This is a genomic window from Ruminococcus sp. 1001713B170207_170306_F1 (assembly GCF_015668065.1).
Lineage (GTDB): Bacteria > Bacillota > Clostridia > Lachnospirales > Lachnospiraceae > Blautia_A > Blautia_A faecis.
The window spans coordinates 68,166-89,834 of sequence record NZ_JADPEX010000014.1 but is presented as its reverse complement, the minus strand read 5'-3'; the positions used below and the strand labels follow the sequence as shown (position 1 = coordinate 89,834).

Here is a 21,669-nt window from a genome sequence, read left to right as displayed (position 1 = left end):
AGCGTTACCGTTACCAGTGAACATCTTTAACGATCTTTTACGGCAATATCAGCTCCTCTACAGTCACGAATTCATATTCTTCTGCCATCAGAAGATCCACAATCTGAAGCGCTGCATCTACTGAGCTTTGGTAAGCATCATGCATCAAGATCACTGCCCCGTCTGACACTTCCGACCGCACAATTTTCATAATCGAATCTACATTTTTACTCTTCCAGTCCAAAGTATCCACATCCCAGAGTACAGGAAACATCTCCACATAAAAATCCAGATTTTTTCGCCACTCCCCATAGGGCGGTCTTAACCATGCCGGGTACACACCTGTGATTTCAAAGATTTTCTGGTTGGTTGTCTCAATTTCTTCTTTTGCTGCCTCCTTTGAAATCTTATCCAGCTGTACATGATTGTATGTATGATTCCCGATCAGATGACCTTCCTCCTGTATTTGCTTCACCAAGGCCTCTTTTCCCTCAATATTCTTCCCCATGAGAAAAAAAGTAGCATGAACCCCTCTCTCCTTCAGCCCTTTCAGAAGCAGCGGCGTATATTTACTGTTAGGACCGTCATCAAAAGTCAGAGCTGCTTTTTTCTTTTCCGTCACATTCTTTTCCAAAGTATCTTCCAGCTTCTTTTCTGACCTTCTATTCCTAGCCCCTATCACTTTGTCACTGACAGTTTTTTCCTCTCTTTTTCCGTTCCCCTTCTGCGCACCTTCCTGTTCCCGCCCGGCACAGGTATATTCCTGCACTTCTTTTGCATTCTCCCGGATTCTCACAGTTTCCAGCCTTGCCAGCAGCACCGCCAACGCTATAACTTCTACCCACATCACCAGATGTCTTTTTTCCTTCATATCCCGCCGCCTGACATCTGTCTTTCCTGATAATATATGTTTATGAAATGTAAAAAAGAATCCTGCTTGCAGGATTCTCCGCCTGCGGCGGGTCGCCTCGAGCGACAACTACCTTTCCGCCGCAGTGCGATCCTGCCCGGTAGGGCTTTTAATGTAACAGGAAATCCAAACGGAATTTCCTGTTACATTAAAAAGCACTGGCAATCTCTTTCAAAATCACCAGTGCTCTTCCTTTTGTTTTCACATCATATGCTGCTATGTGACACAGCCTGTTATTATTTCAGCAGCTTCAGCTGATTTTCAATTTCTTCGATGCATTTCTCATATCCAAGCTTGCTGCTATCCAGACACAGGTCATACTGAGTGGCATCCTTCCATTCCTCACCTGTGAATCTGCGGTAATACTCATCCTTACGTTTGTCATCCTTCTGAAGGAATTTTTCGATCTCTTTCTGGCTCATGCTCAGCTTCTCAGCAGCCTTTTCCATTCGGAAATTCCAATCAGCGTGAATAAATACACGAAGCACATTTGGATAATCCTTCAAAATATAGTTGGAGCATCTTCCGATGATCACGCAGGACTCCTTCCCTGCCAGTTCACGGATGATCTTTGCCTGATAATTAAACAGGTTCTCATCAGAGGTGAAGTCCTTACTCTGAGGCGAGATCAGCTCACCGCTGTAAATTCCATTCTTCCCGAAAAGCGGTTTTTTTGCGCTGGAATACTCATCTACTCTTCCAAAAAGAGTTTCGTGAATTCCGCTGTCCTCAGATGCCATGCGGATAATATCCTTGTCGTAATATCCAATCCCTAATTTCTTCGCAAGCATTTCACCAACGGTACGTCCACCGCTTCCGTACTGTCTTGCAATTGTAATTACGAAATTGTCCATTTCTCTCCTCCTTATTACACTGGCCAGCTTCCTGAAGCGTTGTTTTTTCCATTCTTTCCGACAACAATAAAAATCACCTGACCAGATTATTTTCCCAAAGACCTTACTGTTCACGACCTGTCCAGTAACCGCTTCGTGATGCACCAGATTCCCGAAAGTTCTGTGAACTTTGTTCACAAAACGGACATGTCGCCTATCAGCTGTCAGATCTACAAATTTTATTCACCCAGGTAAGCCTTCTGTACCGCTTCATCGTTCAGCAGGTCGCTTGCATTTCCACTCATTGTGATCTTACCAGTCTCAAGAACGTATGCACGATCTGCGATAGAGAGGGCTTTCTTCGCATTCTGCTCTACAAGAAGTACCGTGGTACCACTTTCACTTACCACACGGATAATATCGAAGATCTCATTTACAAAGATTGGGGAAAGTCCCATGGATGGCTCATCCATTACGATCAGTCTGGGTTTACTCATAAGGGCACGCCCCATGGCAAGCATCTGCTGCTCACCACCAGAAAGTGTGCCGGCACGCTGTCCTTTACGCTCTTCCAGTCGCGGAAACCTTTTATAGACTCCTGCAAGGCTTTCCTGGATCTCAGCTTTATCTTTTCTCGTATAAGCACCCATGATCAGGTTCTCATATACACTTAAATCTGAAAAAACACGACGTCCCTCCGGAACATGCGCAATTCCCATTTCAACAATCTTATGGGCCGGAACCCTGGTAATATCTTTTCCTTCAAAAACAACGGAACCTTCTTTTGCTGAAAGAAGACCTGTAAGTGTCTGCAGTGTAGTGGTTTTTCCTGCACCATTGGCACCGATCAAAGCAATGACCTCGCCCTGGTTTACCTCAAAGGAGATTCCTTTTAATGCCTGGATTACACCATAATATACGTGTAAATCTTTTACTTCCAACATTGCCATTTCTTTTTCCTCCTTATTCGCCCAGATATGCAGTAACAACAGCAGGATCTTTCAGAACCTTTGCTGTCTCACCCTGACAGAGAACCTGTCCGAAGTTTAATACAGTCAGTTCCTCACAGATACCGCCAACCAGCTTCATATCGTGCTCAATCAGAAGGATCGTCATATTAAAATGATCTCTTACAAACCGAATGGTATCCATCAGCTCCTGTGTCTCATTTGGGTTCATACCGGCGGCCGGCTCATCCAGAAGGAGAAGCTTGGGATCTGTGGCAAGCGCTCTGGCAATTTCCAGCTTACGCTGTTTACCATAAGGAAGGTTTCCCGCAAGAAGACCAGCCTCCTGATCCAGATTAAACACCTTCAGGATCTCCATAGCACGCTCGTTCATCTCTTTTTCTACTTTAAAATACTTGGGAAGTCTTAAGATTCCGGTTAAAGTAGAATATTTATAATGATTATGCAGACCAGCCTTTACATTGTCCAGTACGGTCATATCTTTAAAGAGTCGAATATTCTGGAATGTTCGTGCGATTCCTGCTTTATTAATATCGATAATACTTTTTCCGGTGATATCCTGACCATCCAGCTTGATAATTCCCTCTGTTGGCTTATAAACACCTGTAAGAAGATTAAATACGGTTGTTTTTCCGGCACCGTTTGGTCCGATCAGGCCGTAAAGCTCGCCTTTTTCGATTTTCAGTTGAAAATTATCTACAGCATGAAGGCCGCCAAACTGTATGGAAAGATTATTTACCTCTAACATTGCCATAATTAAGCTGCCTCCTTTTCTTTCACGTGACCTTTGATTTTTTCAATAATACGGCTTCTGAAATCTCTAGCTGCAGGAGCCCAGTTGAAAAGCATCATTGTGATCATTACGATTGCATAAATCAGCATACGGTAGGTGGAGAATCCACGAAGCAGCTCGGGAAGTGCATAAAGCACAATCGTTGCCAGAATACTTCCGCGAAGATTTCCCATACCACCAAGAATTACATATACCAGAATGGTGATGGACATGTTGTAGTCAAAAATAGAAACCTTCAGCATGGAAAGGTTGTGGGCATAAAGTACACCTGCTACACCGGCAATTGCAGCGGAAATAGTAAATGCAAGCAGCTTATTCTTTGTTACGTTGATACCGATGGACTCAGCTGCAATACGGTTATCACGGGTAGATGTAATGGCACGTCCGCTTCTGGAGTTTACCAGATTCTGGATAATAAACAGAACGACCAGAACCAGAATCACACCGATCAGGAAGAAATAATCCTTAATATCTTTATATAAGGTTGCAGTACCGGAAACACCGAGAGCACCCTTGATGATCTGTTTTCCGCCTGGATCCAGCTTCAGGTTGGCTGCGCTTGTTGCAACGTGAAGCCCTTTATCATCCACACCAACATACAGAATATTGATCAGGTTCTTAATAATCTCACCAAATGCCAGGGTTACGATTGCCAGATAGTCTCCCCGAAGTCTCAGTACCGGGATACCGATCAGTACACCGAAGACAGCAGCCACGGCAGCACCTACCAGCAATGCAAGAATCAATCTTGGAACAGACGGAAGCACATCACTGGTAACATGGGAAAACAGAGCACTGGAATAGGCTCCAACGCACATAAATCCTGCGTGTCCAAGACTCAGCTCTCCGGAATAACCGACTACCAGATTCAGGGAAAGAGATGCGATAATGTACACACAGATGGGTACCAGAAGGCCGGTAAGCAGTCTGGACAGGTTTCCTGTGGAGGAAAGAATCTGTACCACAACGAAGATTGCGATTACCATGCCATATGTAATAAAGTTGTTTTTTGTTGTTTTGTTCATATTTTTTTTCATATCGGCCACCTCATACTTTCTCCTGGATGTTCTTGCCGAACAGACCAGATGGTTTTACAAGCAGCACGATGATCAAAACTGCAAATACAATTGCATCTGCAACCTGAGAGGAAATATAGGCCTTACTGAAAATCTCAATAACACCAAGGAGAATTCCTCCAACCATTGCTCCTGGGATAGAACCGATTCCACCGAATACTGCCGCTACGAAAGCCTTGATACCAGGCATTGCGCCTGTATAAGGAGTCAGTGTAGGATATGCGGAGCAAAGGAGAAGTCCTGCAATTGCAGCAAGTCCGGAACCGATTGCAAAGGTAAGGGAAATGGTTGCATTTACGTTGACACCCATCAGCTGTGCGGCGTCACGGTCCTCGGAAACAGCCTGCATGGCACGCCCCGGTTTTGTTTTCTTTACAAAAAGCTGAAGACCAACCATGATCACAATACAGGCAAGGATTGTTACGATCGTAACACCTTTAATCGTAAGCTGTCCGCCAAACAGCTCCAGAGACGGAACATTGATAACCGGAACAAAGCTCTTTGCATCTGCGCCAAAAATTAAAAGCGCCAGGTTCTGAAGCAGATAGCTGACACCGATTGCAGTGATCAGAACTGCCAGATTCGATGAAGCCTTACGAAGAGGTCTGTATGCAACTGCCTCAATGACAACACCGGCAACAGTACAGATCACAACAGAAAGAATGATTGCCAGGATTGGTGACATACTGGCTTTGGTAACTGCGGTAAGAATTACAAATGCTCCAACCATGATAACATCACCATGTGCAAAGTTCAGCATTTTTGCAATACCATATACCATTGTATAGCCGAGAGCGATGATCGCATAGATACTGCCCAGGCTGATACCATCTTTTAAATAGGATATAAAACTCATAATGCACCTCTTAACTGGATTTATTACTGTAGATAGTAACTGATTTTTCTTTTTCACGAGCGTGTTTGAAAATTCATTCCCGGCTTTTCCCACTGTAAAGCTTCCTGTCACTTTCTGACACGAAAAAGCGGAAGTAAATTTTCAGACACGCTCCAGTTATTTACTATGAATGTCCCGGACGGCAGCTGACTTTCCTATATCATGATGTCGCCGACAGGCCACCTGTCCGTTTGTTGTATCAGACTGAAACAACAATCATTTCTGTAATTGCAAAGAAGGAGACGGACCCACAGGTAACCGTCTCCCCCTTGCTAACGGCCATCCCCTGCGCAATCAGGGAAATGGTTAAAGCCTCTGCCGTATGACCGGCACAATGGCTCTATTCTTATAATTACTCCATAGAAGCGTAAACGCCATCTTTGATCACATAAGCCTTAGGTGCTTTATCGCACTCACCGTCTTCTGTCCATTTAGCTTCTCCTGTAAGACCATCAAGAGTAATATTCAGCATTGAAGCAGACATTGCTGCACTGATGTCTTCATTTGACATATCTGGTGTGATGCCAGCATCATTTGCTGCTGCCTGCATAGCGTAAAGTACATCATATGTATCTGCAGCAAACTGATTTGGTGTCTCACCATTGTTTGCATCGCCATATGCTTTAACAAATTTTACAGTTGCCTCATCATCGCCTGTAGCAGAGAATGGTGTCAGAAGCATAACGCCTTCTGCAAGAGATTTATCAAAGTTCTCAACATTCAGGATTCCATCCATACCATCAACACCAAAAATCTTCATGTCAAGACCAAGGTCATGAGCCTGCTGAAGGATCAGAGCGTTGTCAGAATAGTAGTTCGGAAGGAACAGGAGCTCAGCGCCACTGTCTTTGATCTTTCCAAGCTGTACGGAAAAGTCTGTGTTGTTATCTGTTGTGTATGCTTCATCAGCTACAACCTCAAGGCCGTAATCAGCGCAGGCTGCAACGAATGCATCATGTACACCTGAGTTGTAATCAGCCATGGAATCGTAGAGGGTAGCTACCTTCGTAGCAAGACCTTTCTCAGAAATATACTCAGCAGATTTCGTTCCCTGCATTGGGTCTGTAAAGCACATACGGAACTCATTGTCACCAGCGGTAATGCTGTCTACTGCTGTAGCAGACGGTGTGAAGAGGAATGTACTATCAGCTGCCTCTGCACCTACTGCGATACAAGCACCGGAGGTAACAGTACCGCAAAGCATCTGCATTCCTTTGTCAAGAAGGTCATTGTAAGCGTTAACTGCTTTCTCCGGATCTCCCTGATCGTCACCAGCGTCAAGGATTTCTACCTGATATCCATTGAATCCGCCGTTTGCATTGATCTCATCTGCTGCGATCTTAGCTGCATTATATACACCATTACCATACTGTGCATAATCTCCTGTCATAGGTCCGATGACACCAATCTTGAAGGTTTCCTCGCTCTCTGCAAATACAGATACAGGTGTTACTGTGGATACTGCCATTGCTGCGGCTGCAGTAATGCTGAGTACTTTTTTCAGATTTCTCATAATAAATCTCCTCCTTAATTTATGTAAGAGCGTCTGTCATCTCGCCTCTCATGGTGCCCAAGGCATATCCGAAAAACATGGCATGCAGATTGCAGGAATGATTTTGGGAACAGGTTCTGCAACACTGAGATAGTATAAAAGCCCACTGGTGGTTTCCCAGCCGGCTTTGGCTTCCATAACTTCTTCTCTTTACTACTTTAATGTTATGATTATAGCATTCTGTTTTTTTGATTGCAATAGAAAATTTTATAGTTTTTTTAGAATTGCAAAAGAAATTTCCGTTACAATGACCAATTTTTTCTGTTTATGTTGTTTCTGTGACGTACAAACGTACGTTGTAGGACATACTTTCATGCTGATTTCATATTTTGTATTATGCTCGTATTGGAATGTGTTTAAAAAATCAATTCGGACAAAATTAACCACAAGGTGAGACCTTCAGATTGCAGGAATGATTTTTTTGCAGACTCCGGGATAAAAAAAGGAGATGGTCACCCATCTCCCATTCAAATATCCTATTTATTTCAATTAAGCAATTGCTTTCTTAGCAATCTCAGCAAGTGCTGCGAATCCCTGAGCATCATTTACAGCCATCTCAGCAAGCATCTTTCTGTTAATGTCGATGTTTGCAACTTTAAGGCCGTGCATCATTTTGCTGTAGGATAATCCGTTCATTCTTGCAGCAGCGTTGATACGTGCGATCCAGAGCTGTCTGAACTGACGTTTCTTCTGCTTTCTTCCAGCGTAGGAGCTGGTAAGTGCACGCATAACAGACTGTTTTGCTACTCTATACTGTTTGGAACGAGCTCCTCTGTAGCCCTTTGCCAGTTTTAATACACGATTATGTTTCTTCTTTGCGTTTAATCCGCCTTTAATTCTTGCCATTTCTTATTTTCCTCCTGTTCGTCTTCTTCTATGCTATATCTTATAAATACGGTAATGCTTTCTTCATGCTCTTAACATTAGTAGAATCAACAACAGTAGCTTTTCTGAGATTTCTCTTTCTCTTCTGAGATTTCTTTGTTAAGATATGGCTCTTGTAAGCTTTATTTCTTACTAATTTTCCTGTTCCTGTTTTTTTGAAGCGCTTTGCTGCTGCTCTACAAGTTTTAATTTTTGGCATTGTAATTTCCTCCTTAATATCGTATCTATTTAATGTCCCTCATCCAGCCTGACACCCTCAGGGTGTCTCTCCAAATGAATGCAACATCCTAGTGTTTCTGTGCTAAAAACATTGTCATGCTTCTGCCTTCTACCTTAGGTGCCTTCTCAACTACAGCAATGTCCTTCAGCATATCGGCAAAATCATCCAGAACGTGCTTGCTGCTTGACATGTGTGCCATCTCTCTTCCGCGGAAACGAAGAGTAACCTTCACTCTGTCGCCCTTGGTAAGGAATTTGCGCGCTGCCCCAGCCTTTGTATTCAGGTCATTGGTATCAATATTTGGTGAAAGACGCACTTCTTTGACATCGATGGTCTTCTGCTTTTTCTTGGCTTCTTTCTCTTTTCTGGCAAGTTCGTAGCGATATTTACCATAATCAATGATCTTACATACCGGCGGCTTTGCCTGTGGGGCAATCTTTACTAAATCAAGCTCTGCCTCCTGAGCTTTGGCCATTGCTTCTCTTGCGGACATAATTCCAAGCTGCTCTCCGTCCGGTCCGATTAAGCGTACCTCTTTGTCTCTGATTTGTTCGTTAATCATTAAATTGCTAATTGTCGTGCACCTCCATACCTGATAGATGATCTGTTCTGATCCAGTTTTTAACTTCTGGACTCTCATTCCCCTTCGCAGGAAGAAATTCCTGCCTGATACCTGACACCGCAAATATAAAAAAAGTGCGGACAGAATCCACACTTCTCCTATTACACCCGCGAACTAAGTCACGCGCTGCTGTGCAATATGAACCCGAGCCGCATCTAAGTATGCGCTGAGGTGAGAGTGAACTCTGCTTTCTTTTCATCACGTACTGTCGTATGATATCATGCCTTATTGTGAAAGTCAAGATGTTTTTTTATTTTTTCTAATAATTTTTTTCTTATAAATTTGTGCATATTTTTTGCAGGCACAGGAAAAACTAAGACTGCTGCAGCGGTTTAGTGCCCTCATGAAATACGGTCTGCTGAACAACTGCAAATGTTTGCAAAATCAAGCATACAAAATCAGGAGGTAAAAAACATGACAATTTTAAAATGTTCCGCAACAACCTGTGCTTACAATGAAGATATGCTTTGTTCCAGAGGGGAAATCAACGTCATGGGTGACAGTGCAAAAAGTTCTGAAGAAACATCCTGCGGAAGCTTCCGGGAAAAGAGCCAGGGTGCCATGAACAGTGCCAAAAACAGCTGTGGATGTGAGACCATCCAGATTGACTGCAAAGCCCACAACTGTACCTATAACGAAAACTGTAAATGTACTGCAGCTGCTATTGATGTAGCCGGAAGCGGTGCAAAAGTATGTTCCGAAACAAAATGCGATACCTTTGAATGCCAGTGCTAGAGCGTGTTTGGAACAGGCTCTAGAACGTGTCTGAAAAAGGCTTTCTGCAAAAATTTTTCAAACAGATTCCAGAAAATAACCGCAAATTTAAAAACAGCCCCCGCACAAATGTGCGAGGGCCTTTTAATTTCCATTCATTATCTGTTTCTTAAGAAATCCGGGATCTGGATATCTTTCTTCTGAACCGTGCTGGATGGTGTCTTCGCTGTGAATGGTGTAGCATTCATAGTCGGCATGCTGAAAGACGGCATGTTCAGATTCACACCAGCAGACGCTGTAGTGGAAGCAGGTCTCTTATTGGCAAATACAGAGTTGCTTGCCTTATTTCCAAATGGATTGGATGCCTGTGCATTATCAGAAAGGCCTGTAGCAATAACAGTGATTCTCGCATAATCAGCAACAGAGTCATCATACATAGCACCAAAGATGATATTTGCATCTTCACCTGTAAGCTCCTGTACATAGCTTGCAGCATCATTTGCGTCCATAAGGGAAATATCACCGGAAATGTTGATGATAACGTGTGTAGCACCCTTGATGGTAGTCTCAAGAAGCGGAGAGGATACAGCCTGCTGTACAGCCTCCATAGCCTTGTCATCGCCTCTTGCCTCACCGATACCAATGTGTGCAATACCTTTATCTGTCATAACAGTCTGAACATCAGCAAAGTCAAGGTTGATAAGAGCCGGCAGATTAATCAGATCTGTGATGCCCTGAACTGCCTGCTGCAGAACCTCGTCTGCTTTACGAAGTGCTTCCGGCATAGTTGTGCGGCGATCTACAATCTCCAGTAATTTGTCATTCGGAATTACAATTAATGTATCAACAGCTTTCTTCAGGTTCTCAATACCTGCAAGTGCGTTGTTCATACGTGTCTTAGCTTCAAAACGGAAAGGTTTGGTCACAACACCTACAGTGAGGATCCCCATTTCCTTAGCTGCTGCTGCGATAACCGGTGCAGCACCTGTACCAGTTCCACCGCCCATACCGCAGGTAACAAATACCATGTCAGCACCTTCGATGATCTGTTTTACTTCCTCAATGCTCTCTTCTGCTGCTTTCTGTCCAACCTCAGGCTGTGCTCCTGCACCAAGACCTTTGGTAATTTTCTCACCGATTTGAAGTACAGTTGGAGCTTTACACAGAGTCAGAGCCTGCTTATCTGTATTCACTCCTACAAACTCTACCCCGCCGATGGCTTCTTCAACCATTCTGTTAACTGCGTTATTTCCGGCGCCGCCTACTCCGATTACAATAATCTTAGCAGAGGATTCCGCCTCATTTGACATTATCTCTAACAATGTACTTCCTCCTTTATTTCTACCTTATATCCTTTATCTTTAATTTCAGCAAATATATATACCAAGCTGCATATAGCTATATCATATATTTTTTTTGTGAATTTATCAACCACTAATTTTGTTTTTTTATACTTTTTTCGCGAAATACGCGATATTTTCCTCAGAGTGTGTTTGAAAAAGACTTTCTGCAAAATGTGCATCACCTTTACAGGAGATTTTCAGACACTCTCTAATATTCTTCATCGTACCCGTCATAACCGCTGTCATTATAGTCTTCGCTGTAGTCCTCACTGTAATCTTCAAGCTCCTCTTCGCTTCCATCTTCACTGGTTTCATTGGGATTGGGGCCTACGTAATTTCCATCTTTATCCAGCTGTCCATAACCAGTATAGCTTCCATCTTCCATATATCCGCCAAGCCAGCTGCCATTTGCAGCAATGCTCTCCTCAGTAGGTCTGGAGCCTACATAGTTTCCGTTCTGGTCATATTCCCCTTCACCGGTATAGTCACCCTCCAGGTCATATCCTCCATGCCAGTTAGCCACTGCATTCTCGTAAGCAGCCGCAGTATCCACATCCTCAATCACGCCATCCTCGCCCAGATCCTGCTCGAAGGTAATCGTCTTGGAATTGTCATTTACATTTTCCAGATGAAGGATTCCCTTTTTGCCGGAAAGCTTGGGCAAAATTGCGCTGACACGTGTCATCTTGTCCTCAAGATACTCGTCCTTTCCCAGCATCACCCGGATATCTCCATAAGTCAAGGTAATCTGATAACTAGTGTCAAATTCAATATGATCCGGTATGGCATCGTTCTTCTGGAAAATAGTTGACAGCGCCACCGCAGTGGTAAGCACCGAGCTTCCCTTAATTGGAAGCTTCTCCCCTTCGATCACATGACTTACTTCAATGCCGTCAAAAAAAGGCACCAGTTCATCCCTTGTATGGGAACTTTCAATAAAAATACCGTTTCTGTCAAAATAAATATAGCTGTCCAGATAAGGAATGCAGCCTACCGCCTTCTTTTCCCGGACACTGATGCAGATACTGTTATGAGAAAGCCTGGTAATATAAAAGCCTTCCACAAAAGGCACACCCTCTACGTCCACCCTGGAATGGAGCAAAACTGCAAGAACGGAATTATCCGTAAAAGCCCCCTGCAAAGCCATCTCCTTCACCTGTTCATCCGTGTAACGGGAGGTTCCCATTACCTCCACCTTTGTCACATGAAAATAGGAAAAGAAAAAGACAAGTCCTGCCAGCAGAACTGCCCCCAGGGTACCCAGAATCGCTTTCTTATGTTTTCTATAGATCAACTTCATTTTCAGTGATTTCATATATTGTTATTCCTGTATCCTTTTTACTGCTGCTCCCAGCGCATTAAGATCCTGGCAAATATGCTCATACCCCCGCTGTACAAAAGAATATCCTTCCAGTACGGTAACTCCCTTAGCCCCAAGTGCTGCCAGGATCAGGGACGCACCGCCTCTTAATTCCTGCGCCTGCACAGCTGCTCCATGTAAAGTCTTTACACCGCAGATTACAGCCTCATTTCCCTGTACGCGGATCCTGGCTCCCATTTTCCGCAACTGGTCAGCTGCTTTATAACGGTCTTCAAAAACCATTTCACGAATGCAGCTTTCCCCCTCTATGGTGGAAAGAACTGCCATTACGGGAGACTGCAGATCTGTTGGAAATCCTGGATAAACACTCGTTTCCAGCAGTTTAACAGGGCTTTGAACATTTTTTCCATTGACTAATAGTTTACCACTGTTACCTTTATATTGTCCACCCATTTTCCTATATACTTCCAGAAAGGCCTTCAGTTCTCCTTCCGGAGGGTTTTCAAGAACGATCTGGCTTCTTGTTATAGCTGCCGCACAGATATAGGTTCCTGACACAATGCGGTCTGGCGGCACCTGAATGCACCCGGCACTCAGGCTTTTAACTCCCTGGATTCTTATTTCAGAAGTTCCATCCCCCTGTATTTTTGCTCCCATGGAACGCATATACCTGCAAAGCCACTGTATTTCCGGCTCACAGGCACAATTTTCCAATACAGTCTCTCCCTCTGCAAGCACGGCTCCTAAAATGCCTTGCTGGGTAGCTCCCACACTTCTTTTTGAAAAAGAGACCAATGCCCCTTGCAGATGAGGTGCTTCTGCCATCAAAACTCCCTGTTCCTCTGTGACCACTGCGCCAAGCTTCCGAAGCACGAAAAGATGCATATCAATAGGTCTTTTCCCGATCACGCATCCACCTGGATAACCAAGGCTTCCTTTCCCATTTCTTGCGAGAAGCGCTCCAAGAAGAATCACGGAAGACCTCATCCTCCCTGTAAATTCAAAAGGGACTGACCATTTACCGGCATTTTCGCAGTCCATATACAGATCATGGTCTTCCCACCAGGTCACTGCCCCAAGCTTCTGAAGAATTTCCTCCATACAAAAAACATCCGCGATCCGCGGACAGCCTTTGAGCACACTGACTCCCCGATGTAAAAGAGACGCCGCCATCATAGGAAGCGCTGCATTTTTTGAGCCCTGTATCCGAATACTTCCCTTCAGCTGGTGTCCTCCCTCAATGTAAATCCGGTCATTCAAGCCATTCACTCCTAAAGGGCCTCTTACCTTTTATTGTATGCGAATATTTCTGACTGGTGATAAAATTTCATTTTCTGCTTACGCTCAAAGCCAGCCCCATCTCGCCCAGAAGAAACACCACTGAGGTTCCGCCATAGCTGATAAAGGGAAGCGTGATTCCTGTATTTGGAATGGTGTTTGTCACCACCGCAATATTCAGGATCACCTGAATGGCCATATGGCTCATAATGCCAACGCATAAAAGTGTTCCCTGCAGTTCCCGGCAGTGAAGGGCAATCACCATCAGTCTCCACATAAGAAGCCCAAATATGCCAATGAGAAAAAAAGCTCCGGTCAGTCCCAGTTCTTCGCAGATAATGGAAAAGATCATATCATTCTGGGCTTCCGGCACAAATCCCAGTTTCTGCAGGCTGCTGCCAAATCCTCTTCCGAAAAGCCCGCCGCTTCCAATAGCATAAAGTCCCTGAATGGTCTGAAAACCCTTTTCATACTTCTCCGGATTCCGCCATATGGCAAGCCTTTCCAGACGGTAGCTCTCTGCTGCCAGAAACACTGCGATCACTGCTGCACCAGTCACTCCCATTCCAATAAATCTGGCATATCCCGGATCTGATATAAAAATCAGGATTACACCGATTCCAAGGATTATGATTGCCGTACTTAGGTTATTGGAGCCTACCAGTCCTACAATTGGAAGAAGTGTCAGCATTGTCCTGCACATAAACCAGAAGCCAGCTGTAGTCCTTTTGCTTCCCTGGATCTGCCAGGTGAGAAAAAGGATCACTGCTGCTTTTGCAAATTCCGAAGGCTGAAAAGACAACGGTCCAAAATTCAGCCACCTTCTGGAGCCATTGATTTCCTGTCCTACAAATAAAACTGCTGTAGAAAGTCCCATAGATAAGAGATAAGCAGCCGGTGCCAGCCGAACAAAGAATCTGTAATCTGTCTCTGCTACTATGTACATGGTCATAAGGCCCAGAGCTGTTGCAAAAAGCTGCTTTTTAAAATAATAGGCAGAGTCGCCGAAACGTACTCTGCCATTATATTCACTGATGGAAAACAGCATGACCAGTCCGAATACTGCCAGAAGCAGCACAAGGATCAGTAAGACCGTGTCTGTTTTCGTTTCTTTCTTTCGCTCCCGGATCATAGAGATCTGCTCCTGACGTCCCATGCCTTGGTTAAAGCATATGCCAGATCCGGGTATTCTATGAAATAAATCATAAGTTTCTGTACCTGCCGCCAATCACATTCTATGGCTACGACAACCGAGTTCGAGTGAAATATACTGCAAAACGGAACGTGCAGATTACAGGAATGATTTTTCAAACAAGCTCCAGAGCATGCCTCCAAAAGGCTTTCTTCAAGATGTACGCTGCAATTTGCGGTATATTACAGTGCTCTCACATACTCCTTAAACATCTGGCCTCTCTGCTCATAATTGTCAAACTGACCCCAGCTTGCGCATGCAGGAGATAAAAGGACCGCGTCCCCGGCGTTTGCCTTATCCGCACACACCTGCACAGCTTCTTTCAGATCCTCACAGAGAATAACATCATGAAAGCCATTCTTCTCAGCCGCAGCCTTAATTTTCTCTTTCGTCTGACCAATAAGTACCAGATACCTTACTTTGCCGTCAAATGCCTGGATCCACTCATCATAGCTGGATTCCTTATCATATCCGCCGCCGATCAGAAGAGTCGGACGGTTCATTGCCTGGATTCCCTTAATAGCCGCATCCGGGTTGGTTCCCTTTGAATCGTTATAATATGCCACACCGTTTTTCTCAGTTACATACTCAATTCTGTGCTCCACGGCTGTAAACTCACAGATACTCCTACGGATGCTATCCATATCAACACCTGCGTAGTAAGCCATGGCCACTGCTGCCATTACATTCTCAAAATTGTGTGTACCAAGAAGCTTCAGCTCTCCTGTTCTCACAACCGGAATCGCCTCTTTCTCTGTACGAAGAATAATCTGGTCTCCTCTCAGGAAAATACCCTGTTCAAGTTCTCTTGCACTGGAAAAATATACAGCCTTTGGCACAATGCTTTTGCCAAATTCACGAAGGATTTCATCCTCATAATTCAGCACACATACATCCTCCGGACCCTGGTTGCTTGTGATCAGCTCTTTCACGCGGATATACTCAGCCATTGTATGATGACGGTTCAGATGATCCTCTGTGATATTCAAAATGGCGCTTACCCTTGGAGCAAATTTCCAGATAGTCTCAAGCTGGAAGCTGCTGATCTCTGCAACTGTGACCGTCTCATCTGTCATCTCCAGTGACTTGGAAGTATACGGAGTTCCAATATTTCCAACAACAAATACAGATGGGCGTGCATCTGACATGATTTTCCCAAGAAGGGCTGTTGTTGTAGTTTTTCCGTTTGTTCCGGTAATTGCAAGAACTTCACCCTTTCCAGTCTGATAAGCCAGTTCAACCTCGCCCCACACAGGAAGTCCCTGATCATAAAAACCTTTTACAATTGGAAGATCTGTGGGAACTCCAGGACTTAATACCACAAGATCCAGGCTTTCCTGAACTTCCTTCGGCAGCTCTCCTGCATAGATGGGAAGTTCATAATTTCCACTGATTTTATGTAATACGCTTTCTTTATCCAGATCTGCTTTTCCATCGTAGAGAACCGGGCAGGCACCAACTGCATTCAGAAGATCAGCTGCGCCGATACCGCTTTTTCCGGCTCCGAAAACCAGAACTTTTTTTCCTTTTAATTCCATGATTTATTTCCTCCTTAATGCCTTGCAATGGATGCCCCGGAATTCTCCCTTTTCAGGCAGCTCTTACAGGGCTAAAAGTCCGATCAGGCACATAATTGCAGTCACAATAGTAAACACTGCAACTACTCTGGCTTCTGACCATCCGCAAAGCTCAAAATGATGATGGATAGGCGCCATTTTGAAAATACGTTTGCCATGTGTTGCTTTGAAATAGGTTACCTGGATCATAACGGACAATACCTCAACCAGATAGATCAGTCCCACGATCAGTATAAACAGAGGCATCTGCAGCATATAAGCCACACCTGCCACAAATCCACCAAGCGCCAGAGATCCTGTATCTCCCATGAACACACTTGCCGGGTATACATTGTAAAGTAAAAATCCCATCAGTCCGCCGATAACAGCACAGGTGACAGGCTCGATACCTGACTGGGTTCCAATGGATACAACCGTGAAAAATACGGCTACGATCAGGGTAACGCTGGTAGCAAGACCATCTACACCGTCAGTAAAGTTTACGCCATTTACCGTTCCGATCACTGCAAAGAACAGCACCGGTACAGCCAGCCAGCCAAGATTCAGATAATGTCCCCCCCAGAATGGAATACGCATGGTCAGAGACACATCTGTATACCGCAGCAGGTAGAAAGTAAAAATACCTGTTACCACTACCTGAAGCAGAAATTTCTGCCATGGAAGAAGTCCGTCAGATCTTCTAAGGACTACCTTCAGATAATCATCCAGAAAACCGATCAGTCCGAATCCCAGAGTCAGGAACAGAACCGGGATAATCTTGGGATAATCTTTTACATAAAACAATGAAGTAATAATCGTGGATATCAGAAAGATCACGCCGCCCATAGTCGGGGTTCCGGCCTTTTTCAGATGCGACTGTACGCCCTCTGTTCTCTCTGTCTGTCCCATTTTCAGCTTACGCAGAAAAGGAATAATAACAGGTCCTAATACTGCACTGATTGCGAAGGAAATCAGTACCGGGATCACAATATGAAATTCCATCCTCACACCTCTTTAATTCTTTCGTTTTTTTCGTTCCAGAGTCTGTTTAAAAAAGCATTCCGCAATCTTCCTCAAATTGTGACACACATCTTGCAGAAACCATTTTCAAACACGCTCTAAACTTTTTAAAGCATCTTATAGTATAAAGCTTTTCCCCTTATTTATCAACCCATAGCTTGGTTTTTGCAAGATAATATCCCCACATTGTTTACTGCTTACTTCGTGACCGGTAACATACTTCTCCTTGCTCACAGCCTGACCGATCACCGAAGCTTATCTTTCTTTTTTCTGATTTAGAGCGTGTTTGAAAAAGGCTTTCTGCAAGATGTGCGTCACAATTTGTGGGAGATTTTGCCCGGATGAGGGCGCCGTAGCGGGCTACGGCAACCGAATTCGGGTGAAATCTCCCGCAAAGTGGGGCGTGCAGATTGCGGGAATGATTTTTCAAACACGCTCTAGCACCGCCTCAAAAATATTCTTTATCACAGGTGCCGCAATGGTTCCTCCGTAATACACGCCCTGCGGGTCATGTATAATGCAAAGCCCCAGGATCTGTGGATCTTCCGCAGGCATAAAACCAAGAAAGGAAGAAATATACCGGTTGGCACTTCTTGGCAAAGTCTGGGAAGTAGCCGTCTTGCCCCCCACTGTGCATCCCTCGATCCGGGCATTTCTTCCGGAACCTTCTGACACTACTTTCTCCAGAATTCCTCTTACTGTCTCTGATGTTTTTTCCGAAATAATCCCCGTTTCCACCGGATATTCCAGCTTTCTTCCGCTGGTGCCATCTGAGCTCAGAACGGATACCCCAAAATGAGGTGTGATCCGCCTCCCCCCATTGATCAGAGAACTGACTGTGGTCGCCAGCTGAATTGGCGTAATCTGAAAAGACTGGCCAAAAGCAACTGTTGCCAGCTCCACATTCCCCATATTTTCCATTTTATGCATGATCGTTCCAGCCTCTCCCGGCAGATCTACACCTGTCTTCTTCAAAAGTCCAAACTCCTTGAAATAATGATAATAGTTTTCCACCCCAAGTCTCAGACCCACTTCAATAAAAACCGGATTGCAGGAATTCTGGGCACCTTCCACAAAGCTCTGGGAACCGTGTCCTGTTCTCCTTGCACAGTGAATCCGCCTGTCATCCACCAGCTTATACCCCGGACAGAAAAATCTGTCATTTACGGAAACCACGCCAGCCTCCAGACCTGCAGACATGGTAATGATCTTAAAGGTAGAACCGGGCTCATATGTATCGTTCAGGCAGGGATTTCTCCACATCTGGTTCAGAAGATCCTGTTTTTCCTGTTCATTCAGTCCTGAAGTGTCCACGTCCGTATTCAATATAAAAGGATCGTTCAGATCAAATTCCGGCACATTAACACATACATAAATTTCTCCGTTCTGCGGATTCATAAGAAGTATGGAAACACGCGCAGCCTGTTTTTCTTCCATTACTTTCAGGGCCGCCTGCTGAGCATACTGCTGCAGATCCACATCCAGACTGATTTTCAGGTTTTCCCCTGCCACCGGATCTTCCCTGCTTTCTCCGATCTGGTCGATTTCCACGCCTCTGGCATCTGTTGTGGTCAGGATTTTTCCCGCCTGTCCCTTTAAAATTTCCTCATATTTCACTTCCAGGCCAATTATCCCCTGATTGTCACCGCCTGTAAATCCCAGAACCTTGGAAGCCAGAGATCCGTAAGGATAATACCGCTTATAATCCTCATCCACTTTCACACCATCCAGTTCATACCCACGTATCACATCTCCCACAGATTTTTCCACATTTGTCTTAATTCGTTCAATTGAAGATATTTTTTCAACTTTTTTACGCACTGTGTCAGTATCTATTTCCAACTCTTTTGACAAGACCTCAATAACCTTCTGTGGGTCCTTAATCTGACTGTGAATAACGGAAATAGTACATACAGTTTTATTATCTGCCAGAATCCTCCCTTTTGCATCCAGTATCTGTCCTCTTGCAGCCTTAATGACTCGTTCTCTTTCATGAAGTTCTTCTGCTTTCTGGTAATAGTAATCCGACCGAATCCCCATCAGGTAAACAAGCCTTCCCACAAGTCCCAGAAGCATAAGTGCACATACAAGAAAAACCATCCATATTTTTTTCCTGTGAAAGGTCATAGTTTTTTTCATAAAAAAATCCCCATCTGAAATCATCATAACTAATATATGATAATTTCAGATGGAGGTATGTGTTGTATTATGGTGAACAGTCTGTTTTTTTATTTCCTGCCAATACTATGCCACCTATGGACAGTATTTCTAATCCAGTCCGGCTTCCTCGTTAGTCAGGCCTTCACTCTCCATATTGTTATCCTCAATGGGATCCGTGTTATCTTCCGGAGGTCCCGGAACATTGGTATCAGAAACAGCCTCCGGCAGAGTTTCCCTGGCTGAACCAGTGTAGGAATCGCTGATTCCATCAAGGTTAGCAGATTTTATATACTCTCCGTTTGCATTGATCTGATAACTTCCGTCACTATTCAGCAGGTAACCATTTTCGTCAATCCGATTGCCATCCCAGTCAATGAGGTTGCCCTCTTCATCCACCAGATTTCCATTTTCATCAATCTGACTGTCAGATATAGTATTTACATGACCATTAAATTTCTCCCAAAGCTCTGTCTCCGGAACAGTTCCGTCTGTAGACTGATCGGGCTGAATATTCATGTATGGCAGAAGCTCGGAAAGAATTGCCTGTGCCACATACTGTGGATAAATACTGCTGGCCTGATCCTCTACATTTGGCTCGTCAATTACCACATAGATCAGAACCTGCGGGTCATCAACCGGGGCAAATCCGATAAAGGAAACCACGTATTTACCATTTCCACGGGGGAATTTCTCCGCAGTTCCTGTTTTACCGCCTGAGCTGTAACCCTGTACCTTTGACGTCATACTGGTACCCTGCTCTACACTGGCCTGCATATAGCTTCTGATATCAGCGGAAATGCTGGAAGAAATAGTCTGCTTCTGAAGAAGCGGGCTGATTGTCTTCACAGTTGCACCGCTGGCGTCTTTGACTTTTGTCACAAGATGTGGCTGATAATAGTAGCCGCCATTGATAACCGAACACATTGCATTGATTTCCTGGATCATAGTACAGCTGAATCCCTGACCAAATGCAGAACACGCAAGCTCTGTCTCATGCATGGTATCAACAGTATGCATAATACCATATCCCTCATTTGGAAGATCGATTCCTGTCCGGCTTCCGAAATTGAAAGTACTCTGTGCTTTCAGAAAATTTTCAACTCCCATCTTTGCACCAATCTGCATCATGGCATCGTTACAGGAATTTGCGATTACTTCCGCAAGGGTTTCCATTCCGTGTCCGTAAATATTTGCACATTTGATGGTGGTCATATTTCCTGGCACACCAAAATTCTGGTAACCATCACAATAGAAGGTATCACTGGTGGATATTTTTCCCTGTTCCAGAGCAGCTGCCATAACAATGGGCTTCACAACAGAACCAGGTTCGTAAATGTCGGTTACACAAAAGTTATTCCACATGGCGCTTAGAGCATCCATGGTCTCACTGTCATTCATAGCAGCAATCTCATCTGCTGAATATAAGGAAGACAGATTACGTGGATCATTAAGATCATATCGGTCGCCCCCATCCATGGCAAGGATTTCACCACTTGAAGGGTCTTCCACGATCACTCCTATATTTTTGGCGCCAGTAGATTCCTTAAAGGCATTTACCCATTTTTCCACAATCTGCTGTGTTCCAAGATCAAGGCTAAGCTCCAGACTGTTTCCGTCAGAAGCTTCGATAATGGTTTGCTCCACATTAGAATCATCACTGAAATATCCGTACTGTCGGCCATCAATTCCTGTCAGGCTGCTATTGTAGTAGCCCTCAATTCCATAGTCCGCAGTATCTCGGGAAAAAGTAAATCCCAACGTATCACAGGCCAGCTCATTATATGGATAGACTCTCAGGTAATCTTCTTCAAACCATACACCCTGGATATTGTTTTTCTCCTGAATTTCTTCCCTGGTCATTTCCGTATCATCTGGTATGCTGCAGTAATCCTCGAATGCTTTCTTATCATCCATGGAGACCTGCTTTTTCACGATCTGATACTGACTCTCCCTGGTCTTATCAGAAGTAAGCCTGGTACGGAGTTCTCCTTCATCAAGGCCAAATATGGTAACCAGAGCATTCACCGTAGGATCCAGATAATCCTCATCTGAATTTACAGCTTTACAGTCCAGTACAACATTATACACCTTGTTGCTCGTTGCCAGAATGTTGCCATTTCGATCATAGATTGTCCCTCGTTTCGCTGGCATTGTGCGATTCTGGTATTTTTGCTGAGCCTGACTCAGCACCTGTTTCTTATACTTGTCACCACTTTGAAAATTAATATAAGTGATAACTCCCAATAAAACGATTAAAGCTCCCAATACGCAAAAGAGCAGTATTGACAGCTTTTTTTTCATACTGTGATTTATTTTTTTTATAGGTTTTCTTTTTGTTTTTCTTCTCAGAGT

General features: G+C 44.2%; 22 protein-coding genes and 1 pseudogene. 3 read left to right on the top strand and 20 right to left on the bottom strand.

Annotated elements, in window-relative coordinates; all coding sequences use genetic code 11:
• Nucleotides 1-37: 37 nt before the first annotated feature.
• From I4V84_RS10180 to infC, 11 genes are all read right to left on the bottom strand, one after another.
• Nucleotides 38-850, bottom strand: a complete 813-nt coding sequence (locus tag I4V84_RS10180; protein ID WP_226815908.1) for a polysaccharide deacetylase family protein — start codon at nucleotides 848-850, stop codon at nucleotides 38-40.
• Between the two features lie 275 nt (nucleotides 851-1,125).
• On the bottom strand, nucleotides 1,126-1,743 hold the full coding sequence (locus I4V84_RS10175) for a cytidylate kinase-like family protein (RefSeq protein WP_148461142.1): 618 nt from the start codon (nucleotides 1,741-1,743) through the stop codon (nucleotides 1,126-1,128).
• A gap of 218 nt (nucleotides 1,744-1,961) precedes the next feature.
• The gene (locus I4V84_RS10170; RefSeq protein ID WP_118578210.1) at nucleotides 1,962-2,672 is read right to left on the bottom strand and encodes an ABC transporter ATP-binding protein; all 711 of its coding nucleotides are present in this window, start codon (nucleotides 2,670-2,672) and stop codon (nucleotides 1,962-1,964) included.
• A gap of 13 nt (nucleotides 2,673-2,685) precedes the next feature.
• A complete protein-coding gene (locus I4V84_RS10165; protein ID WP_148461141.1) occupies nucleotides 2,686-3,444 on the bottom strand; it encodes an ABC transporter ATP-binding protein in 759 nt (252 codons plus the stop codon).
• Between the two features lie 2 nt (nucleotides 3,445-3,446).
• A complete protein-coding gene (locus I4V84_RS10160) occupies nucleotides 3,447-4,520 on the bottom strand; it encodes a branched-chain amino acid ABC transporter permease (protein WP_118578244.1) in 1,074 nt (357 codons plus the stop codon).
• 10 nt (nucleotides 4,521-4,530) lie between these two features.
• Nucleotides 4,531-5,415: a branched-chain amino acid ABC transporter permease gene (locus tag I4V84_RS10155; RefSeq protein WP_118578208.1), complete on the bottom strand. Its 885-nt coding sequence runs from the start codon at nucleotides 5,413-5,415 to the stop codon at nucleotides 4,531-4,533.
• A gap of 391 nt (nucleotides 5,416-5,806) precedes the next feature.
• Nucleotides 5,807-6,967, bottom strand: coding sequence for an ABC transporter substrate-binding protein (locus tag I4V84_RS10150; protein WP_118578207.1), 1,161 nt, complete (start codon nucleotides 6,965-6,967; stop codon nucleotides 5,807-5,809).
• A gap of 48 nt (nucleotides 6,968-7,015) precedes the next feature.
• Nucleotides 7,016-7,144 carry a hypothetical protein gene (locus I4V84_RS20145; protein WP_255610517.1) on the bottom strand — a complete coding sequence of 43 codons (129 nt, stop codon included), beginning with the start codon at nucleotides 7,142-7,144 and terminating at the stop codon, nucleotides 7,016-7,018.
• Between the two features lie 351 nt (nucleotides 7,145-7,495).
• Complete coding sequence (rplT, locus tag I4V84_RS10145) at nucleotides 7,496-7,852, bottom strand: 50S ribosomal protein L20 (RefSeq protein ID WP_117850812.1); 357 nt, start codon at nucleotides 7,850-7,852, stop codon at nucleotides 7,496-7,498.
• A gap of 40 nt (nucleotides 7,853-7,892) precedes the next feature.
• Complete coding sequence (gene rpmI, locus I4V84_RS10140; protein WP_117850817.1) at nucleotides 7,893-8,090, bottom strand: 50S ribosomal protein L35; 198 nt, start codon at nucleotides 8,088-8,090, stop codon at nucleotides 7,893-7,895.
• An 88-nt stretch (nucleotides 8,091-8,178) separates the two neighbouring features.
• Nucleotides 8,179-8,673: a translation initiation factor IF-3 gene (gene infC / locus I4V84_RS10135; RefSeq protein ID WP_118578206.1), complete on the bottom strand. Its 495-nt coding sequence runs from the start codon at nucleotides 8,671-8,673 to the stop codon at nucleotides 8,179-8,181.
• Between the two features lie 474 nt (nucleotides 8,674-9,147).
• Here infC and I4V84_RS10130 point away from each other — a divergent pair, with 474 nt between their 5' ends.
• A complete protein-coding gene (locus tag I4V84_RS10130) occupies nucleotides 9,148-9,468 on the top strand; it encodes a DUF1540 domain-containing protein (protein ID WP_173718142.1) in 321 nt (106 codons plus the stop codon).
• A 137-nt stretch (nucleotides 9,469-9,605) separates the two neighbouring features.
• On the opposite strand, the gene ftsZ is transcribed toward I4V84_RS10130, so the two are convergent.
• From ftsZ to I4V84_RS10110, 4 genes are all read right to left on the bottom strand, one after another.
• The gene (gene ftsZ / locus I4V84_RS10125; RefSeq protein ID WP_330382736.1) at nucleotides 9,606-10,769 is read right to left on the bottom strand and encodes a cell division protein FtsZ; all 1,164 of its coding nucleotides are present in this window, start codon (nucleotides 10,767-10,769) and stop codon (nucleotides 9,606-9,608) included.
• 229 nt (nucleotides 10,770-10,998) lie between these two features.
• On the bottom strand, nucleotides 10,999-12,105 hold the full coding sequence (locus tag I4V84_RS10120; protein WP_243243585.1) for a cell division protein FtsQ/DivIB: 1,107 nt from the start codon (nucleotides 12,103-12,105) through the stop codon (nucleotides 10,999-11,001).
• Between the two features lie 6 nt (nucleotides 12,106-12,111).
• Complete coding sequence (gene murA, locus I4V84_RS10115; protein WP_195991854.1) at nucleotides 12,112-13,380, bottom strand: UDP-N-acetylglucosamine 1-carboxyvinyltransferase; 1,269 nt, start codon at nucleotides 13,378-13,380, stop codon at nucleotides 12,112-12,114.
• A 58-nt stretch (nucleotides 13,381-13,438) separates the two neighbouring features.
• On the bottom strand, nucleotides 13,439-14,521 hold the full coding sequence (locus tag I4V84_RS10110; RefSeq protein WP_195991852.1) for a putative peptidoglycan glycosyltransferase FtsW: 1,083 nt from the start codon (nucleotides 14,519-14,521) through the stop codon (nucleotides 13,439-13,441).
• A 38-nt stretch (nucleotides 14,522-14,559) separates the two neighbouring features.
• On the opposite strand from I4V84_RS10110, the gene I4V84_RS20530 reads away from it, so the two are divergent.
• Nucleotides 14,560-14,850 carry a DUF6783 domain-containing protein gene (locus I4V84_RS20530; protein ID WP_313719216.1) on the top strand — a complete coding sequence of 97 codons (291 nt, stop codon included), beginning with the start codon at nucleotides 14,560-14,562 and terminating at the stop codon, nucleotides 14,848-14,850.
• Here I4V84_RS20530 and murD read toward each other — a convergent pair.
• The 3 genes and pseudogenes from murD to I4V84_RS20525 form a co-directional block, all read right to left on the bottom strand.
• Nucleotides 14,764-16,119 carry a UDP-N-acetylmuramoyl-L-alanine--D-glutamate ligase gene (murD, locus tag I4V84_RS10105; protein ID WP_195991850.1) on the bottom strand — a complete coding sequence of 452 codons (1,356 nt, stop codon included), beginning with the start codon at nucleotides 16,117-16,119 and terminating at the stop codon, nucleotides 14,764-14,766. The two genes, I4V84_RS20530 and murD, sit on opposite strands and share 87 nt — an antisense overlap.
• A gap of 63 nt (nucleotides 16,120-16,182) precedes the next feature.
• A complete protein-coding gene (mraY, locus tag I4V84_RS10100; protein ID WP_148461137.1) occupies nucleotides 16,183-17,139 on the bottom strand; it encodes a phospho-N-acetylmuramoyl-pentapeptide-transferase in 957 nt (318 codons plus the stop codon).
• Between the two features lie 208 nt (nucleotides 17,140-17,347).
• Nucleotides 17,348-17,527 (bottom strand): annotated as a pseudogene (locus I4V84_RS20525) (DUF6783 domain-containing protein); the annotation flags it as partial.
• Between I4V84_RS20525 and I4V84_RS20520 the strand changes: the two are divergent.
• Nucleotides 17,465-17,650, top strand: a complete 186-nt coding sequence (locus I4V84_RS20520) for a DUF6783 domain-containing protein (RefSeq protein ID WP_306467719.1) — start codon at nucleotides 17,465-17,467, stop codon at nucleotides 17,648-17,650. The pseudogene I4V84_RS20525 and the gene I4V84_RS20520 overlap by 63 nt on opposite strands.
• On the opposite strand, the gene I4V84_RS10095 is transcribed toward I4V84_RS20520, so the two are convergent.
• Nucleotides 17,584-19,296, bottom strand: coding sequence for a penicillin-binding transpeptidase domain-containing protein (locus I4V84_RS10095; protein ID WP_195991848.1), 1,713 nt, complete (start codon nucleotides 19,294-19,296; stop codon nucleotides 17,584-17,586). The genes I4V84_RS20520 and I4V84_RS10095 overlap by 67 nt on opposite strands.
• A 129-nt stretch (nucleotides 19,297-19,425) precedes the next feature.
• Nucleotides 19,426-21,582, bottom strand: coding sequence for a penicillin-binding transpeptidase domain-containing protein (locus I4V84_RS10090; protein ID WP_243284069.1), 2,157 nt, complete (start codon nucleotides 21,580-21,582; stop codon nucleotides 19,426-19,428).
• Nucleotides 21,583-21,669 lie beyond the last annotated feature (87 nt).

Excerpts from the sequence above, each read along its gene's own strand:
- I4V84_RS10180 (WP_226815908.1), bottom strand. The coding sequence starts at position 850 with ATGAAGGAAAAAAGACATCTGGTGATGTGGGTAGAAGTTATAGCGTTG.
- I4V84_RS10175 (WP_148461142.1), bottom strand. The coding sequence starts at position 1,743 with ATGGACAATTTCGTAATTACAATTGCAAGACAGTACGGAAGCGGTGGA.
- I4V84_RS10170 (WP_118578210.1), bottom strand. The coding sequence starts at position 2,672 with ATGGCAATGTTGGAAGTAAAAGATTTACACGTATATTATGGTGTAATC.
- I4V84_RS10165 (WP_148461141.1), bottom strand. The coding sequence starts at position 3,444 with ATGGCAATGTTAGAGGTAAATAATCTTTCCATACAGTTTGGCGGCCTT.
- I4V84_RS10160 (WP_118578244.1), bottom strand. The coding sequence starts at position 4,520 with ATGAAAAAAAATATGAACAAAACAACAAAAAACAACTTTATTACATAT.
- I4V84_RS10155 (WP_118578208.1), bottom strand. The coding sequence starts at position 5,415 with ATGAGTTTTATATCCTATTTAAAAGATGGTATCAGCCTGGGCAGTATC.
- I4V84_RS10150 (WP_118578207.1), bottom strand. The coding sequence starts at position 6,967 with ATGAGAAATCTGAAAAAAGTACTCAGCATTACTGCAGCCGCAGCAATG.
- I4V84_RS20145 (WP_255610517.1), bottom strand. The coding sequence starts at position 7,144 with ATGGAAGCCAAAGCCGGCTGGGAAACCACCAGTGGGCTTTTATACTAT.
- rplT (WP_117850812.1), bottom strand. The coding sequence starts at position 7,852 with ATGGCAAGAATTAAAGGCGGATTAAACGCAAAGAAGAAACATAATCGT.
- rpmI (WP_117850817.1), bottom strand. The coding sequence starts at position 8,090 with ATGCCAAAAATTAAAACTTGTAGAGCAGCAGCAAAGCGCTTCAAAAAA.
- infC (WP_118578206.1), bottom strand. The coding sequence starts at position 8,673 with ATGATTAACGAACAAATCAGAGACAAAGAGGTACGCTTAATCGGACCG.
- I4V84_RS10130 (WP_173718142.1), top strand. The coding sequence starts at position 9,148 with ATGACAATTTTAAAATGTTCCGCAACAACCTGTGCTTACAATGAAGAT.
- I4V84_RS10120 (WP_243243585.1), bottom strand. The coding sequence starts at position 12,105 with ATGAAATCACTGAAAATGAAGTTGATCTATAGAAAACATAAGAAAGCG.
- I4V84_RS10110 (WP_195991852.1), bottom strand. The coding sequence starts at position 14,521 with ATGATCCGGGAGCGAAAGAAAGAAACGAAAACAGACACGGTCTTACTG.
- murD (WP_195991850.1), bottom strand. The coding sequence starts at position 16,119 with ATGGAATTAAAAGGAAAAAAAGTTCTGGTTTTCGGAGCCGGAAAAAGC.
- mraY (WP_148461137.1), bottom strand. The coding sequence starts at position 17,139 with ATGGAATTTCATATTGTGATCCCGGTACTGATTTCCTTCGCAATCAGT.
- I4V84_RS20520 (WP_306467719.1), top strand. The coding sequence starts at position 17,465 with ATGTGCGTCACAATTTGTGGGAGATTTTGCCCGGATGAGGGCGCCGTA.
- I4V84_RS10095 (WP_195991848.1), bottom strand. The coding sequence starts at position 19,296 with ATGAAAAAAACTATGACCTTTCACAGGAAAAAAATATGGATGGTTTTT.